Source organism: Nonomuraea sp. SYSU D8015, from assembly GCF_008065375.1.
Lineage (GTDB): Bacteria > Actinomycetota > Actinomycetes > Streptosporangiales > Streptosporangiaceae > Nonomuraea.
Genome location: NZ_VJYI01000002.1, coordinates 467,653 through 482,388, shown reverse-complemented (window position 1 = coordinate 482,388; position 14,736 = coordinate 467,653). Strand labels below are relative to the sequence as shown.

Here is a 14,736-nt window from a genome sequence, read left to right as displayed (position 1 = left end):
CAGGGTGTTGGTGGCTGACGATCATGCGGCGGTCAGGGCCGGGATCGCGTTGATCCTCGACGGTGTGGCGGACATCGAGGTCGTCGGGGAGGCGGGTGACGGGGAGCAGGCCGTGGCCATGGCGCGGGAGCTGCGGCCCGACGTGGTGTTGATGGACGTACGCATGCCGCGCCTCGACGGCATCTCGGCCACCAGGGAGTTGGCGGGGGTCTGCGACGTGCTGATCCTGACGACGTTCGACGTCGACGAGTACGTCTTCGGCGCCCTCCGGGCCGGCGCGGCGGGTTTCCTGCTGAAGAACACCGAGGCCGACTCGCTGGTGGAGGCGGTACGCCTGGTGGCGCGCGGAGACGGCCTGATCTCGCCGAGTGTCACGCGGAAGCTGATCGCGGCCTTCGCCCAGCAGGCGACCGCCTCGTCGCGCAGGGAGCCGGCGGCCGATCCGGAGAGCCTGACGCCTCGGGAGCGGGAAGTGCTGGCCTGCATCGGGCGAGGCCTGTCGAACGCCGAGATCGCCAAGGAGCTGGACATGGCGGAGGCCACCACGAAGACGCATGTCAGCCGCGTACTCAACAAGCTGGGACTGAAGAGCCGCGTGCAGGCGGCGATTTACTACTCAGAGGGCACTTAGCGCCGTAATGTGTGCGGCGTGAGCATGCCGCCGCCCTCGTCGCCGCCTCCGCCATCCGAGCCGCCGCGCAACACGGGGGTGATAGTGGGGCTGGCGTTCGCCGGGGTCTTCACCTACGCCGTCGTCAACGTGATCGTCGGTGTCGTCGCGCTGAACCTCGAGTCGACGGTGGCGCTGGGGGTGGCGGCCGGGCTGCTGGCGCTGGTGGGCATCGGCGTGGGGCTGGTGTTGGTGCTGCTGCGGAAATCCTGGTCGATCGGGCTCGGGCTGGGGCTGATGATCGGTTGGTCGCTCACGTCGATCATCAGCGCCGGCTGGTGCACGGGGCTCAATCCGGGGTTGTACTCGTGAACATGCCGCCACCGCCCCCTCCCGATGGCCCGCCCCCTCCCGATGGCCCGCCCCCTCCCGATGGCCCGCCCCCGCCGGACGGTCCGCATCCCTACGGGCACGGGCATGGATACGGGTACGGGTATGGGTCTGGACAGGGGTACGGACACGGTTACATGCCACCGCCGCCACCACCCCCGTCCGGCGCCGGGTCCGCAGGACTGCTCATCGGGCTCATGTTCGTCGGCCTCATCGTCTACAGCGTCCTCAACACCGTCATCTTCTTCTTCATCCTCTTCGCCTCCATGGGCGCCGAAAGCGCCGGCAACATCTACGTGGCGGCGGGTACGACAGTGCTCGCCCTCATCGGCCTAGGTGTCGGCGGCGGCCTGCTGTTCATGCGACGCCCCTGGACCAAGGGTCTGGGACTCGGGCTCATGATCGGCTGGGCGCTGTGGTCGATCCTGTCCGCCGGCATCTGCACCGGCCTGAACCCGGAACTGTACGCCTGACATGCTCCCCCTCCACGAGATCTTCGTCGGCCTGGGCGTCTTCGTGGCCTCCGTCGTCTTCGTACGCGAGGCCCGGCGCCGGGGAGCGCTCAACGAGCAGTCGCTGATCGCCGTCACCGGCGCCCTGGTCGGCGGCGCCATCGGGATGCGGCTGGCCGGCTGGCTGGAGACCCTCGACCTCAAGGACCTCTGGCTGTACGGCTCCCGCAGCATCCTCGGCGGCCTGACCGGCGCGTACGTCGGCGTGCTGGTGGCCAAGAAGATCATCGGCTACAAGGAGCGCACCGGCGACCTGTTCGCCCCGGCCGTGGCGCTCGGCATGGCCGTCGGCCGGATCGGCTGCCATCTCACCGAGGCCCCGGGCCGCCCCACCGATCTGCCCTGGGGCGTGCACGCCCCGGCGTCGACGCCCGAGTGCCCCGGCTGCCTGGCCGGCCAGGCCATGCACCCGTCGTTCATCTACGAGATCATCTTCCAGCTCGCCGCGTTCGCCGCGCTCATGTGGGCGCGCAAGCGGCTCACGCAGCCCGGCGAACTGTTCACGCTCTACCTCGCCGCGTACGCCGCCTTCCGCTTCCTCGTCGAGTTCACCAGAGCCAACGAGACGCTCTGGCTCGGCTTGACCGGCCCCCAGTGGTTCCTGACGGCCGGGCTGCCGCTGCTCGCGCTCAGGCTCGCGTACGGCTGGCGGCGCGGCTACTACGATCCCCTCTTCCAGCGGAAGGTCTTCACATGAGCGCAGGGATGGGTCTGCGGGGCGACCGCATCCTCAGGTACGTCAACGCGTTCTGCCCGGAATGCCACGGCCGCGACCTCGACCAGGTCGAGCGGCTGAGCGGCTATCTGGCCGAACGCGACGGCAAGGTGTGGCTGGAGCGCGGCTGCCGCGAACACGGCTTCATCCGGACTTTGTACGACGAAGACCCAGAAATCCTCAAATATCTGGAGGAGTGGACCGCTCCCACGAAGCAGCACATCCCCGATACGCCCGGCAACTTCCTCCCTATCCCCCTCGCCTACCTCACCGGCCTCCCCGAGATGCAGACCCAGCACACCTGCATCCTCCTCGAGGACATCGCCGAGACCTGCAACCTGCGCTGCCCCACCTGCTTCGCGGACAGCTCCCCGGACCTCCCCGGCCTCGTCCCCGTCCCCGACGTCCTCGCCAACGTCGACCAGCGCCTGAAACGGGAGAACGGCAAACTCGACGTCCTCATGCTGAGCGGCGGCGAGCCCACCCTCCACCCCGAGCTCAAAACCCTCCTGGAAGAGCTGACGAGCCGCCCGATCACCCGCATCCTGATCAACACCAACGGCGTCCTCGTGGCCAGGGACGACTCCCTCCTCGACCTCCTCACCGAGCACAGGGAGCGGGTGGAGGTCTACCTCCAGTACGACGGCTCCTCGGCCCACGCCTCGAAACACCACCGGGGCGGCGACCTGCGTCACCTCAAGGCCCAGGCCGTGCAGCGGCTGTCGGAGCGGGAGATCTTCACCACCCTGGTCATGACCGCGGCCCTGGACGTCAACGACGGCGAGATGGGCGACGTCGTACGCCTCGCGCTCGACACCCCGTACGTCGGCGGCGTCTCCCTGCAGCCCCAGTTCGGCTCGGGCCGGTCCGGCGCCATCGACCCCATGAACAGGCTCACCCACACCGGCGTGCTCAAGCGCCTCGGCCCGCAGACCGGCGGCCTGGTGACCTGGCGCGACCTCACCGCCCTGCCCTGCTCCCATCCGCACTGCTGCTCGGTCGGCTACCTGATCCGTGACGACGCCCGGCAGTGGCGCTCCCTCACCGCGCTGATCGGCCACGACCGCCTGAAGGAGAACCTGGGCCTGGTCTCCAACCGCATCGCCGACTCCGAGATCCCGCGCGAGCTACGCCTCGCCGTACAGGAATCGCTGCTCGGCCTGCTCTCGGAGCAGTCCTCCCTCTCGCATCCGCAGATCGGCGACCTGTGGCGCAACATCTGCGAGAACTGCGACCTCGGCGTCTCCACCCTCCTCACCCTCGCCTCCTCGGCGCTGCCGGGCCGGCGCAGGAAACTCCGCAGGATGCTGGGGGAGCGGGTGGTGCGGATCACGGTCAAGCCGTTCATGGACATCTCGACCATGATCGAGGAGCGGCTCACCCAGTGCTGCGTGCACGTGGGCACGCGGGCCGAGCAGGACCAGTGCGCGCCCTTCTGCGCCGTGCAGGCCTGGCCGCAACTCTCCCGGCAACGGCTCTCGGCGGTGGCCCGATGAAGGACACCCGACCAGGCGGCCCGGTGAAAGACGCCCAGCCCTACGACCCGCTCCGGCTGTGCGTGTACGCCACGGTCGCGCTCCTGGCCTGGCTGCTGGGGCCGTGGGCGGTTCTGGGGTTCGCGGTGCTGGGCTTCGCCGGCTACTGGAAGGCGCGCCGAGCCGGGCTGACCCGGAGCAAATGCCTGCTCAGGGACACCCGGCTCGTGCTGGCTTACCTCGGGCTGCTCGCCGTGGCGGCGATCGTGGCGATCATCGTGTGACGGCGGCGAGGTTCACGACGGTGTACTCCTTGCCGCCTCCGCGCCCCTTGATCTCGCATCCTCCACTGCCGCACTTCTCGTAGTACTGCAGGTCGGCGTCCCAGAACGGCGTCAAGGACGGGGAGGACGAACTTCCGCCCATCCCCACATTTCCTCCCAGCGGGGCTCCCGATCGCTCGCCGAGCCCGGCCGTCACGCCGGTGGCCAGGTCGTACACGGCGCCGAGCGGGACCCCCTTCTTCTCCCGATCCGGTTCGTACACCTGGAAGAGCGCATACCGGTCGCCCAGCAGCCAGCGCGCCCCGTGCGGCCGGAGCTCGAACGGGAGGGTCTTCCTCGCGGAGCCGTCCACACGTTGCACGACCATGCGGCTGTCGACGATGCCGGTGCACCACTCCGCGTGACACTGCATCATCTCCACTTGGTCGGGCAACGACACGTCAGCGGAGCGGCCGGTCTCCAGGTTGACGACCCGGGTCTGGTTCGCGTCCGGACGCTCGCTCGCGAAGCCGCCCGCCCAGGGCCAGGACATCAGGCGGAGCCCCTTGGTGCCGGGCAGCGGCGACGGGGAGCCGCCGGTCAGCGGCATGCGGTAGACGCCGCCTCCCGCCTTCAGCGACCACACCAGGGCGTCGTCGGTGAGACCGATCCGGTCGACGTCGGCCGCGACCTCGGCCAGCCGCTTGGGCGTGCCGCCCGCGCGAGGCATGATCCAGAAATCCGCCCATTTGTCGGGGTCTTGCGGTGTCTCGCCGTACCAGGCGATGTAGCGGGAGCTCACCGCGATGTGCTGCAGGTAGTACTTCTTCCTGGGGCTGGGGATGTCGCCGAGCACGCGGGTCTTCTTGCGTGCCATGTCGTACACCTCCAGACGTCCGGCCTTCTCGAACGCGGAGTTCGCGATCAGCAACACTTCGGTGGGGCTCAGCGCGGTCACCGGGTACATCTTCCAGCCCGTGGAGTTCGTGGCCGGCACCTTGGCGATCGCCTGCGGCCACAACTTCCCCGCTGGCGTGATCGATGCCGGGGCGGAAGGGGTCACGGCGGGTTGGGGCCGCCGCTCTTGGCCGCCGGACAGGGCGAACGTCGTGCCGGCGACGATCGCCACCACCGCGGCCGCCGCGAGCAGCGTCCGCGACCGCTGCCTGGTGCGCCGGGAGCGCCGCCGCGCGGCGACCGCCTCGGCGAGGTCGATCCGCTCCACCTGTTCGGCGGCCGTCCGCAGGGTCCGGATCAGGTCCTGTTCGCCTCTCATCGTGCCTCCTGCAGCACTCGCTTGATCCGGAGCTTGTCCAGAGCACGGGCGGCCTGGCTGCGCACGGTTCCGCGGGAGACGCCGAGGATGTCGGCGATCTCCTGGTCCGGCAGGTCCTCGTAGTAACGCAGCACGAGCACGGCCCGCTGCTTGCGGGGCAGCTCCTGGAGCTCGGCCCAGAGGTCGGCGTCGCCGTACCGGTCGTGCTCGCCGCGCTCCGGCACGGCGGCGACCAAATCCTCCCGGTGCCGCCTGCGCCACGACCTGATGTGCAGCCGGACCATGGTCGTGCGCACGTACCCCTCGGGGTCGTGCTTGTTGCGCACGCGGGTCCAGGCGTCGCCGAGGCGGGCCAGCGCCTCCTGTACGAGATCGGCCGCGTCCTCGGAATTGCCGGACAGCACATAGCCGTACCGGAGGAGCGCGTCCCCCCGGGCTCGGACGAACTCGTCGAAGTCTTCCACGAACCCAGGGATCGCTGAGGGCGCGTCAGTGTTGCACGTGAAACGGGGCTTATTCGGCGGGGACGTACAAACTGAGGGTTTCGGCCACGCAGGCAGGCCGCTTCTCGCCCTCGATCTCGATCGTCATCTTCAGGTTGGAAAGGTAACCGGCCGGGGTGCCCTTGACGTCGGTGAGCTCGCCCACGGCCCTGATCCGCGCGCCGACGGGCACGGGCCTCGGGAAGCGGACCTTGTTGAGGCCGTAGTTGACCCCCATCGCGATGCCCTCGACCTTGACCATCTCGAACATGAACGCCGGAAGCAGCGACAGGGTGAGGTAGCCGTGCGCGATCGTGCCCCCGAACGGCCCCTCCTTGGCCCGGTCCACGTCCACGTGGATCCACTGGTGGTCGTCGGTGGCGTCGGCGAAGGTGTCGACCTGTTCCTGGGTGACGGTGCGCCACTCGGTGGGGCCGAACGTCTCGCCGACGGCCGCCTTGAGCTCCTGAACATTCGCGAAGGTCCGCATGGTGCGAACGCTATTGCGCAGGTGGTACGGCTGCCAAGTTGAGCACGCGGAAGGTACCCCGCCCGCCCTCCCAGTAGACGATCGTGGGATGCCCGGCGGCCACGGCCGTCCACCTGCCCTCGATGGCGGCCGCCCGGTCGGTCGCGATGTCGTAGATCCCGCTGCCTCTCAGCACGAACCGGTTGAGGATCGGCGCCATCGCCGGCCGTCCCCAGAAGCCGCGGTCGTCGAGGTATCGCAGGTTGCTGCCGTCGATCCGCTGCACCAAAGCGCCCGTCTCGTCGTGTCCGAAGCACCAGAACGGCCCGCAGCGCAGTCCCTGCGTCCCGGGCCGCGTGACGACCTTGATCGTGGATCCGGTCGTCAGATCGACGACCTTGCTCTGGCCACGGACGCTGCTGTCGGGCCCCGCGGGCGCGTCGCTGGCCCATGGCCATCTCAGCAGGCGCAGTCCGCGACCGGTGGGGATTCGCGCTGCCGCGCCGCCGGAGAGGGGGATGCTCCACACGTCGCCGCGGCGTTCCGACCAGACGATCCGGTCCCCGTTGATCGCGAGCGCGTCGATGTCGGCCGGGGGGCCGCTGATGGTGGCGACCGGTCTCGCCTTGCCGCCCGACAGCGGGGCCGTCCAGATCTCCCGCACCGACACTCCGCGCTTGGTGCCGGAGGACATCCAGGCGACGTTCTTGCCGTCGGCGGTCACGGTCGGCGGGACGGCGGTGGGCTTCATGGGGACCGTGGTCACCACGCGGGCCCGCTTGGTGGCGGCGTCGTACACCTCGATCCTGGTTCCCTCCAGAGAGGATGCGAGGAGCAGGACCTGTGTGACGCCGATGCCGGTGATCGGCTCGTACTTCATGCCTTCGGCGTTCATGGTGGGCACGGTGAGGACCGCCGTGGGCCAGAGCTTCGCCGCCGGCACCGCCTTCTCGGGCCGTGAATCGAGGGTGACCGTCCTGGTGACCTCCGGAAACGGAACCGGGGTGGTGGTCGTGGCCACGTCGCCTTCGCCCCCGATGGACAAGGCGCCGCGGAGTCCGGCGCCCCCTACCGCCACGACCACCACGGCGGCCGCGGCCGCCAGCGTGCGCACGCGCCGCCTGGCCCGTTGGTGCTTGAGCGTTTCGACGCCGGCGAGCAGGTCGCTCTCGTCGGGAGCGTGCTCGGCCGCCGCGCGCAGGGCGCCCGTCAGCTCCTCCTCGGTCCTCATGTCCGTCCCCTTTCGAGTACCGATGGCTTGACGCGCAGTGCGTTGAGCGCGTGGAAGGCTTGGCTTCGCACGGTTCCGCGGGAGATGCCGAGGATGTCGGAGATCTCCTGGTCCGACAGGTCCTCGTAGTAACGCAGCACCAGGACGACCCGCTGCTTGCGCGGCAGCGTGGCCAGCTCCTTCCACAGCTCGCCGAAGGTGTGATCGTCGGTGTAGGAACCCTCGGGCACGTCGTCCGTCACGTGCTCCCTGCGTCGCCTGCGCCACCAGCTGACGTGCTGGCGGGCCATGATCGTGCGTACGTAGGACTCGGGATTGTCCTTGTTGCGGACCCTGCGCCAGGCGCCGTTCAACTTGAGCAGCGCCTCCTGCACCAGGTCGGCCGCGTCGTCGGCGTTGCCGGTGAGCACGTAGCCGTACCTGAGCAGGGCCTTGCCCCGGGCGCGGACGAAATCCTCGAAATCCTCCACAACACCCAGACGCACGGGAGGGTCCGCACTGTTGCAAAGATCTTTTACTCGAAACCATCGCATGAGTGTTCGAGTCCGCGCTACAGTCTTAGGTACCGCAATCGAACAAGGGTTCGGCCTGGTGAGAGGGGGTGTGTCCGATGACGGTGCTCGCACCGGCCCCTGTTCGGACACGCCGTAGCGCTTTCTTCCCAAATCTAAGACGGCCGCTATATCCGGCAATAAAGTCCGAGAGCGTGGACCCCGTGCGAAACCCCTACGCCCCCGGCGCCGGACAGCGTCCCCCGGAGCTCGCCGGGCGCGACCGAGAGCTGCAGCAGTTCGAGGTCGTGCTCGAGCGCGTGGCCCGTGGCCGCCCCGAGCGGAGCATGGTCGTCACCGGCCTGCGGGGCGTCGGCAAGACCGTCCTGCTCAACACGTTCAAGTCCATGGCCATGCAGCGGCTGTGGGGCACGGGCAAGATCGAGGCCCGGCCCGACCAGTCGATCAGGCGGCCCGTGGCGGCCGCCCTGCACATGGCCATCCGCGAGCTGGCCCCGCGCCACCGCGCGCCCGAGCGCATCGAGGAGTTCCTCGGCGTGCTCAAGGCGTTCGCGATGCGTGATCCGGCGGCGGCCAAGGGCACGTCGCACTGGTCGCCCGGCATCGAGGTGCCCGCCAGCCGCGGGCGCGCCGACTCGGGAGATCTCGAGATCGACCTCACCGAGCTCTTCGTCGACGCCGCCGGCGTGGCCACCGACCTGGCCGTCGGCATCGCGCTGTTCATCGACGAGATGCAGGACGTGCCGGCCGCCGACGTCTCGGCGCTCTGCGCCGCCTGCCACGAGCTGTCGCAGTCGGGTGGGCCGCTCATCGTCGTGGGCGCCGGGCTGCCGCACCTGCCGAGCGTGCTGTCGGCCAGCAAGAGCTATTCCGAGCGGCTCTTCCGCTACGCGCGCATCGACAAGCTCGACCGCGAGGCGGCCGACCTGGCGTTGATCCTGCCGGCGCGCGAGGAGGAGGTGGAGTTCACCCCGGAGGCCCTCGACGCGCTCTACGAGGCCGCCGACGGCTATCCCTACTTCGTGCAGGCCTACGGCAAGGTCGCCTGGGACCTCGCGCCCCGCAGCCCGATCACGCTGGAGGACGTCAAGGTCTCGGCTCCGGAGGCCGAGGAGGAGCTCGCGGTCGGCTTCTTCGGCAGCCGCTACGAGCGGGCGACCCCGGCCGAGCGCGACTACATGCACGCCATGGCGCAGATCGGCGACGAGCCGGTCGCCACCGCCGACGTGGCCGACGCCCTCGGGCGCAAGCCGTCCAGCCTCTCGCCCGCCCGCGACAGCCTCATCAAGAAAGGGCTCATCTACAGCGCCGAGCGCGGTCAGATCGCGTTCACGGTGCCGCATTTCGGGAAGTTCCTGCGCGCTCAACCGGTTTGAGCGACGCCCCTAGACCTCTATTGGGCTGTCTAGTGGGGAAGCTAGACAGCCCAATAGAGCTATATCGCCATGCCTGTCGAGGGAAATCTACGACTCTCTAGCGTCAGGCCGATACTGGCGTATATTCCGGCAGAGACCCGCTGTCCTCCGCGCTGACCACGGCCATCCGCACCGCCGGGCGCCGCCCGCTCAGATAGACCGCGAACACCACGTCGTTCTGGTCCTGGTCGCGGAAGGCGAAGAAGCGCCAGCACAGCTCGCGCCAGCTGTCGTACGGCTCGGCCGAGGCCAGCTCGCCCTCGTGGGCCCGCCAGGTGCCGCTCGCCCGCAGCCTGGACAGCACGACCGACTCGGCGGGGCCGCGGCGCTGCTCGCACGGCGCGCGGAACCGTACCCTGTCGATCATCTCCTCGATCTCCGGCGACAGCGCGAGCAGCACGGCCACCCCCGCGGCCATCAGCCACGACGGCCGGATCGCCGCCTCCCAGCCCGTCACCGGCGCCCACACCGACATCACCGACATGACGGTCAGCGCCACCGTCCGGCCGATCGAGCGCAGCCCGACCGGCGCCGAGCTCACCTCGCCGAAGCACCCGCACCCCGCGTCGGGCCGCCGCCTGCGCAGCTCCAGCAGCACGTACGTGGACAGCGCGAAGAACGCGACCGTGCCCCACCGGAAGATCGGATGCGTCGTGAGCAGCAGCCCGGCGGCCATCACCAGCTCGCCGGCCGCGCACGCCACCATCACGGGCGCCTTCATGCGGTCGGGGACCAGCACTGCCGGACCCAGCCGGGACAGCGCTCCCGGCTCACCTCCGGACCGCACCGTGGCGACCTTGGCGACCGTGCCCAGGACCAGCAGCACGATCAGGATCGGCAGCTGCGATTCCAGCACGTGCGTCATCCCAATCCGATCTGAGCGTTGAAGCAGCCTTTCACGAGGTCGCCGCCGAGCTCCACATAGGAGAACGGCGAAAGCTCGGCGATCCGCCCGCGCGGCGAGGTGTCGCACTCGACGCAGCGGTCGCAGAACCGCCCGGCCACACACCCGCAGGCCACCACCGGCACGTTGGCGGAGCGGCGCGAGCAGATGTTCCTGATCTGGAGGAGGGAGCCGAGGGCGAGGTACGGCAGTCCCGCGCAGGAGACGCCGGCGTCGGGACAACCGGTGTCGGGACGCTCCAGCATGGGGTAGGCCGCGCCGCGCTCTTCCTCGTCGAACATGTCCGACCAGGTCACGGTGCCCGAGATGCGCGATTGGAGGCCGGCGTACGCGGGCGGCGGGGGCGGCACGGCGCGGGCCGGATACGGTGGCTGCGAGGTCGCCGGCAGCAACGCCAGACCGGTGCCGTCGCGCCTGATGCCGATCGCGTCGAAGAGATAGCCGGGCTCGAACTTGGGATGCCGCACCTGCAGCCGCCCCGATGCCCGATACGGGATGACGATCGTCCGGTGCCCGCGGTGGGGCCCGCAGTCGAGCTCGACCGTCAGGTCCTTGCGCCCGCTGATCGACAGGATCGTCCCCGTGATGCGCGTGGTGTCCGCCCAGATCCGCTCGACCACGCGCCCGTCGCGCAGGGCCCGCATGATGACCATGGAACCCACCGGGAGATCGGCGGGAGCGGCGTCGGCGCCGTGCCAGGCGGTGGCCCAGGGCGCGATGACCAGTCGTTCCTCCGTGCCCTCCGGGGTCTCGATGACGATGAGATGGGGGCTGACGTCTAGGATCTCGCCGGCGACGGCGGTCATGGGGTCTCCGCTGCCCGGATCAGGGCCTGGCACGCCGGACTCGCGGCCGAGCGCGGCCGCGGCGAGCACCCGGCGGCGCTCAACGCTCGGATGACCCATCCCGCCCCTCCCTCGCTCGGATACTAGGTTCACACGACTCGGGGGCGCCTCACGCCGGAGCGCGTGGACAAGAGCAAAATACGCATCCCCGGGGGAGGTACTTGACACCCGTCGGCGGAGAAACCGCCACCGACCTTGGCCTACCTTTATCGTCGGCGGGCCGAAACCTGAATTCCGGTTCAGGCCTTATAGGGCATCTAGCTGCGATTCTGGCCACGATGCAGACCGCCGGCTGGGAAGAAGAGTTCCGCGAGTACGTCAGGACCCGCGGTCCCGCGCTGCTGCGCGCCGCCCACCAGCTCACCGGGCACCCTCTGGACGCGGAGGACCTGCTGCAGAACGCGCTGACCAAGACGTACCTGGCGTGGGAGCGCATCGAGGACCGGGGAGCGCTGGACGGGTACGTACGGCGGGCCATGGTGAACATCAACATCTCGCAGTGGCGGCGGCGCAAGCTGGAGGAGTATCCCTCGGACGAGCTGCCCGAGGTGACGGCGTCGTCCGAGCCGGTCGTCTGCGGGGAGGTTCACGAGCAGCTCCAGCAGGCCCTGGAGGAGCTGCCCGAACGGATGCGGGCGGCGATCGTGCTCCGCTACTACGAGGACATGACGGAGCCGGAGATCGCCAAGACGCTGGGGATCAGTGTCGGCACGGTGAAGAGCACGGTGTCGCGCGGGATGGCCAAGCTACGCGTCGCCCTGGGCCTGCGGAGCTAGGGCTCCAGGCGGTCAGGTGGAGGCGGCGGGGGCTGTGTCGCGCTCGCCTCCGGGGGTGGCGGCCATGTCGGGCTCGCCCGCGCGGGTGCACTCGCCCTCCCCGGAGGCTGGAATGTGGTGCCCTTCGGCGCCGACGGTGGCACAGGGCCGCACCACGTCCCGGATCTTGCGCAGCATGCCCAGGAACGCCTTCAGCTCCTCGGCGTCCAGCAGGCCCGTGAAGGTCGCCTCGATGTCCTGGAGATGGTCCGGCAGCATCGACTCCAGCCGCTCCCGCCCGGCCTCGGTGAGCGCGGCATAGGACGCTCGCCGATCGCTGGCACACGCCCGCCTCTTCACCAGTCCTTGGCGTTCGAGCCGGTCGACGACGCGTGTCACCCCGCTGGTGGACAACCCCGTCTGCGCCGCGAGATCGCTCATCCGCAGCTGCTGTCCGGGGGTGCGGGCCAGCCGGATGACGGTCTCGAAGTCGACTTCCGACAACCCCGCCGCGGCAAGCACCGGCTGGAACCTGGCCATGAGGCCGGCATGCACCTCGGACAGCAGTCCCATCGCCGTCAGCCGGGGGTCGTCAAAGTTCATCACAGTCATACCTTAGCGGACGATAGTTGACGAGCGGAATATTCCTCGTGTAGACATTTGTTGCCGCAGACATCCGCACCGCAAGCTTTCTGAAGGAGAACCCCATGACCACCCGCACCTGGGAGTCCCTGACCCTCCCCGCCGCCGGCACCTACAACCTGGACGTCGCCCACACCACCATCGGTTTCGTGGTCAAGCACATGATGGTCAGCAAGGTCCGCGGCAGCTTCGGCACCTTCAAGGGCTCGGTCACGATCGCCGAGAACCCCCTGGAGTCCAGCGCCGAGCTGACGATCCAGACGGACAGCATCAGCACCGGCGTCGCCGACCGCGACGGCCACCTCCGCAGCGACGACTTCCTCTCCGCCGAGAAGTTCCCGGAGATCACCTTCAAGAGCACCCGTGTGGTGGGCCACTCCGGCGACGAGTTCACCGTCGTAGGCGACCTCACCATCCGTGACGTCACCAAGGAGGTCGAGCTCACCGTCGAGTACGGCGGCGCGGGCACGAACCCGTGGGGCGCCGCGGTGTGGGGCTTCTCGATCAGCGCCGAGATCGACCGCGAGGAGTTCGGCCTGACCTGGAACCAGGCCCTGGAGACCGGCGGCGTGCTGGTGGGCAAGAAGATCAAGATCGAGATCGAGGGCGAGGCCAACCCGGCCGCCTGAGACTGCCTCCGAGGTTATCCACAGCCTGTGAAGCCCGCCCACGCTCTGGGCGGGCTTCATCCACAGACAGTTACCCACAGGCTGTTGATAACTCTTGACGAAGGCGGAAAAACCATCCAGCGAGACCCCGGGAACCGCATCGGAACCATCCCGGGGAGGACGCGGGAACGCAATCGCTTTGCCGCCTCGCCAGAAGGCCGGTACGCTGTGCTGAGCCACAACGGCTTCCAGGAGGATTCGCCTAGTCAGGTCTATGGCGCCGCACTGCTAATGCGGTTTGGGTTTACCGCCCATCCGGGGTTCAAATCCCCGATCCTCCGCAGGTGAGAGGCCCTCTTCTCGAGTACGGGGAGAGGGCCTTCTCGATCTTCAAAGGCGTCATGGTTGCAGTCCTGGTTGCAACGGCCATCCCCAGAGAGCTGAAGCGAGCCGTTAGCCCGCATCGCGCATCAGCGGTGTGGAAACGTGGGTGTAGCGCTCGGTGGTCGTCACGCGGGTGTGGCCGAGGACCGCCCGCTCCCGCTCGGCATCCTGCGTCTCACGGTGGGCCTTGAACCGGGCGAGGAGTTCGGGCGGGACGTGGCTGGGGGCGATCGAACTCCGGTCCCCGGCAGCTACCCGGAGCGGGGAGAGGAATGGGCCAGGCGGTCGTTAACCAAGCGCCGGCGTTCCATCGAAAGACCGCGAGCAGTCATAGCCCTATGCAGAAGATCTGCATCGAAGCCGTGCGCCGCCATGTGGTCGAGGAGAGGTTCGTATCGATCGGGCCGATCACGCAAGAGTTCTGTGGCCAACCGCAGTTCCAGGCGCACGACAGGAACGCGGTGCGTGCCACACCTGATCAGGACGTAGTGCTGCCACGGGCCACGGCCAACGCACTCCATCCCATCGGAGTCGGTCTCCTGCTCGACCGTGCTGATCTCTAAATGGACCCCGTTCACCTCGTACCTAGCGAAATACTGCGAACTCTCGGGAAGCCAAGATGCCGCATACAGACAGGGAAAGGACGAAAGGGCGGCAGCGAACGCGTCCACGTCCTTCCGCCGAGCCACCAAGAGGTCAACATCTCCGACAGGAAGATGAACACCTTGCAGTAGAGCGGCACCTGTGCCACCCACGCGGTACATCGGGTCGGCCCCTACAGCCCTCAGGGCGGTGAGAGTCGTCTCTAACGCCAACGTCACGTCCACTAGCCGCAGAGATGCCTCTCCAGCTCCCATGACGATCAGCGTATCAATCACGAGCCTTCAAGGTCAGGGCCCGCCCAGCTCACAGCGGTGCGGTCCGAACGGGTTGGGTGTCTGCATGTAAAACGAAGGCATGCCTAGGAATATGCAGATCCGCGATGTTCCAGATGACGTCGCCGACGCCATCGCAGCGCGAGCTCGTGCCAATGGGCAGTCCGCGCAGGCGTACATGCTGGGGCTCTTGATGGCGGACGCGCGCCGTTCTCGCAACATCGACCTCATTGCCCAGTTCGAGGGGCGGGACGATGGCATGCACAGCACTCCTGGGCAGACTGCGGAACTCGTCCGCCAGGCGCGGAGTGAGCGGGAAGATCAACTGGCTGAGACCACCGGAGATTGCCGGTGCTCGTAGTCGACGCCTCTG

At 68.7% G+C, this 14,736-nt stretch carries 19 protein-coding genes and 1 tRNA gene; 12 read left to right on the top strand and 8 right to left on the bottom strand.

What is annotated here, in order from left to right:
- The first annotated feature begins 10 nt into the window (after positions 1-10).
- The 6 genes from ID574_RS11505 (at position 11) to ID574_RS11480 (ending at position 3,986) form a co-directional block, all read left to right on the top strand.
- On the top strand, positions 11-631 hold the full coding sequence (locus ID574_RS11505; protein ID WP_262495974.1) for a response regulator: 621 nt from the start codon (positions 11-13) through the stop codon (positions 629-631).
- An 18-nt stretch (positions 632-649) separates the two neighbouring features.
- On the top strand, positions 650-982 hold the full coding sequence (locus ID574_RS11500; protein WP_188188797.1) for a hypothetical protein: 333 nt from the start codon (positions 650-652) through the stop codon (positions 980-982).
- 155 nt (positions 983-1,137) lie between these two features.
- Positions 1,138-1,473, top strand: a complete 336-nt coding sequence (locus ID574_RS11495) for a hypothetical protein (RefSeq protein ID WP_188188796.1) — start codon at positions 1,138-1,140, stop codon at positions 1,471-1,473.
- 1 nt (position 1,474) lies between these two features.
- Positions 1,475-2,209 (top strand): prolipoprotein diacylglyceryl transferase, encoded by a 735-nt coding sequence (locus ID574_RS11490; protein WP_188188795.1) that lies wholly within the window; start codon positions 1,475-1,477, stop codon positions 2,207-2,209.
- Positions 2,206-3,723, top strand: coding sequence for a radical SAM protein (locus ID574_RS11485; RefSeq protein WP_188188794.1), 1,518 nt, complete (start codon positions 2,206-2,208; stop codon positions 3,721-3,723). The genes ID574_RS11490 and ID574_RS11485 overlap by 4 nt, the downstream gene beginning before the upstream one ends.
- Positions 3,720-3,986 (top strand): hypothetical protein, encoded by a 267-nt coding sequence (locus ID574_RS11480; protein WP_188188793.1) that lies wholly within the window; start codon positions 3,720-3,722, stop codon positions 3,984-3,986. The genes ID574_RS11485 and ID574_RS11480 overlap by 4 nt, the downstream gene beginning before the upstream one ends.
- Here the strand turns inward: ID574_RS11480 and ID574_RS11475 are convergent.
- Genes ID574_RS11475 through ID574_RS11455 form a run of 5 tightly spaced genes read right to left on the bottom strand, consistent with a single transcriptional unit; the run spans position 3,976 to position 7,908 of the window.
- A complete protein-coding gene (locus tag ID574_RS11475) occupies positions 3,976-5,241 on the bottom strand; it encodes a hypothetical protein (protein WP_188188792.1) in 1,266 nt (421 codons plus the stop codon). The genes ID574_RS11480 and ID574_RS11475 overlap by 11 nt on opposite strands.
- Positions 5,238-5,705: a SigE family RNA polymerase sigma factor gene (locus ID574_RS11470; protein ID WP_188188791.1), complete on the bottom strand. Its 468-nt coding sequence runs from the start codon at positions 5,703-5,705 to the stop codon at positions 5,238-5,240. Before ID574_RS11470 ends, ID574_RS11475 begins: the two co-directional genes overlap by 4 nt.
- A gap of 49 nt (positions 5,706-5,754) precedes the next feature.
- Complete coding sequence (locus tag ID574_RS11465) at positions 5,755-6,213, bottom strand: MaoC family dehydratase (protein WP_188188790.1); 459 nt, start codon at positions 6,211-6,213, stop codon at positions 5,755-5,757.
- Positions 6,214-6,223: 10 nt separating this feature from the next.
- Complete coding sequence (locus tag ID574_RS11460) at positions 6,224-7,423, bottom strand: TolB family protein (RefSeq protein ID WP_188188789.1); 1,200 nt, start codon at positions 7,421-7,423, stop codon at positions 6,224-6,226.
- A complete protein-coding gene (locus ID574_RS11455) occupies positions 7,420-7,908 on the bottom strand; it encodes a SigE family RNA polymerase sigma factor (protein ID WP_336245509.1) in 489 nt (162 codons plus the stop codon). Before ID574_RS11455 ends, ID574_RS11460 begins: the two co-directional genes overlap by 4 nt.
- A gap of 221 nt (positions 7,909-8,129) precedes the next feature.
- Between ID574_RS11455 and ID574_RS11450 the strand changes: the two genes are divergently transcribed.
- Entirely contained in the window at positions 8,130-9,311 is a 1,182-nt protein-coding gene (locus ID574_RS11450; protein ID WP_188188787.1) for an ATP-binding protein, read from the top strand.
- A gap of 103 nt (positions 9,312-9,414) precedes the next feature.
- On the opposite strand, the gene ID574_RS11445 is transcribed toward ID574_RS11450, so the two are convergent.
- Positions 9,415-10,215 (bottom strand): MauE/DoxX family redox-associated membrane protein, encoded by an 801-nt coding sequence (locus ID574_RS11445; RefSeq protein WP_188188786.1) that lies wholly within the window; start codon positions 10,213-10,215, stop codon positions 9,415-9,417.
- Positions 10,212-11,159: a hypothetical protein gene (locus tag ID574_RS11440; RefSeq protein WP_188188785.1), complete on the bottom strand. Its 948-nt coding sequence runs from the start codon at positions 11,157-11,159 to the stop codon at positions 10,212-10,214. Before ID574_RS11440 ends, ID574_RS11445 begins: the two co-directional genes overlap by 4 nt.
- 218 nt (positions 11,160-11,377) lie before the next feature.
- On the opposite strand from ID574_RS11440, the gene ID574_RS11435 reads away from it, so the two are divergent.
- Positions 11,378-11,875 (top strand): SigE family RNA polymerase sigma factor, encoded by a 498-nt coding sequence (locus tag ID574_RS11435; RefSeq protein WP_188188784.1) that lies wholly within the window; start codon positions 11,378-11,380, stop codon positions 11,873-11,875.
- Positions 11,876-11,887: 12 nt separating this feature from the next.
- Here ID574_RS11435 and ID574_RS11430 read toward each other — a convergent pair whose 3' ends face one another.
- Positions 11,888-12,457: a MarR family winged helix-turn-helix transcriptional regulator gene (locus tag ID574_RS11430; protein WP_223166588.1), complete on the bottom strand. Its 570-nt coding sequence runs from the start codon at positions 12,455-12,457 to the stop codon at positions 11,888-11,890.
- A gap of 104 nt (positions 12,458-12,561) precedes the next feature.
- Here ID574_RS11430 and ID574_RS11425 point away from each other — a divergent pair, with 104 nt between their 5' ends.
- From ID574_RS11425 to ID574_RS11410, 4 genes are all read left to right on the top strand, one after another.
- Positions 12,562-13,125: a YceI family protein gene (locus tag ID574_RS11425; protein ID WP_188188782.1), complete on the top strand. Its 564-nt coding sequence runs from the start codon at positions 12,562-12,564 to the stop codon at positions 13,123-13,125.
- Positions 13,126-13,355: 230 nt separating this feature from the next.
- Positions 13,356-13,445: transfer RNA gene (locus ID574_RS11420), tRNA-Ser, on the top strand.
- Positions 13,446-13,826: 381 nt separating this feature from the next.
- Positions 13,827-14,051 carry a hypothetical protein gene (locus ID574_RS11415; RefSeq protein WP_188188781.1) on the top strand — a complete coding sequence of 75 codons (225 nt, stop codon included), beginning with the start codon at positions 13,827-13,829 and terminating at the stop codon, positions 14,049-14,051.
- A gap of 406 nt (positions 14,052-14,457) precedes the next feature.
- On the top strand, positions 14,458-14,724 hold the full coding sequence (locus tag ID574_RS11410) for a FitA-like ribbon-helix-helix domain-containing protein (RefSeq protein ID WP_223166587.1): 267 nt from the start codon (positions 14,458-14,460) through the stop codon (positions 14,722-14,724).
- The last annotated feature ends 12 nt before the right edge of the window (positions 14,725-14,736 follow it).

What these genes read in the sequence shown, in the direction of transcription:
- ID574_RS11495 (WP_188188796.1), top strand. Translation starts at nt 1,138, where the DNA reads ATGCCACCGCCGCCACCACCCCCGTCCGGCGCCGGGTCCGCAGGACTG.
- ID574_RS11490 (WP_188188795.1), top strand. Translation starts at nt 1,475, where the DNA reads ATGCTCCCCCTCCACGAGATCTTCGTCGGCCTGGGCGTCTTCGTGGCC.
- ID574_RS11485 (WP_188188794.1), top strand. Translation starts at nt 2,206, where the DNA reads ATGAGCGCAGGGATGGGTCTGCGGGGCGACCGCATCCTCAGGTACGTC.
- ID574_RS11480 (WP_188188793.1), top strand. Translation starts at nt 3,720, where the DNA reads ATGAAGGACACCCGACCAGGCGGCCCGGTGAAAGACGCCCAGCCCTAC.
- ID574_RS11475 (WP_188188792.1), bottom strand. Translation starts at nt 5,241, where the DNA reads ATGAGAGGCGAACAGGACCTGATCCGGACCCTGCGGACGGCCGCCGAA.
- ID574_RS11465 (WP_188188790.1), bottom strand. Translation starts at nt 6,213, where the DNA reads ATGCGGACCTTCGCGAATGTTCAGGAGCTCAAGGCGGCCGTCGGCGAG.
- ID574_RS11460 (WP_188188789.1), bottom strand. Translation starts at nt 7,423, where the DNA reads ATGAGGACCGAGGAGGAGCTGACGGGCGCCCTGCGCGCGGCGGCCGAG.
- ID574_RS11445 (WP_188188786.1), bottom strand. Translation starts at nt 10,215, where the DNA reads ATGACGCACGTGCTGGAATCGCAGCTGCCGATCCTGATCGTGCTGCTG.
- ID574_RS11440 (WP_188188785.1), bottom strand. Translation starts at nt 11,159, where the DNA reads ATGGGTCATCCGAGCGTTGAGCGCCGCCGGGTGCTCGCCGCGGCCGCG.
- ID574_RS11435 (WP_188188784.1), top strand. Translation starts at nt 11,378, where the DNA reads ATGCAGACCGCCGGCTGGGAAGAAGAGTTCCGCGAGTACGTCAGGACC.
- ID574_RS11430 (WP_223166588.1), bottom strand. Translation starts at nt 12,457, where the DNA reads ATGAACTTTGACGACCCCCGGCTGACGGCGATGGGACTGCTGTCCGAG.
- ID574_RS11425 (WP_188188782.1), top strand. Translation starts at nt 12,562, where the DNA reads ATGACCACCCGCACCTGGGAGTCCCTGACCCTCCCCGCCGCCGGCACC.
- ID574_RS11415 (WP_188188781.1), top strand. Translation starts at nt 13,827, where the DNA reads ATGCAGAAGATCTGCATCGAAGCCGTGCGCCGCCATGTGGTCGAGGAG.
- ID574_RS11410 (WP_223166587.1), top strand. Translation starts at nt 14,458, where the DNA reads ATGCAGATCCGCGATGTTCCAGATGACGTCGCCGACGCCATCGCAGCG.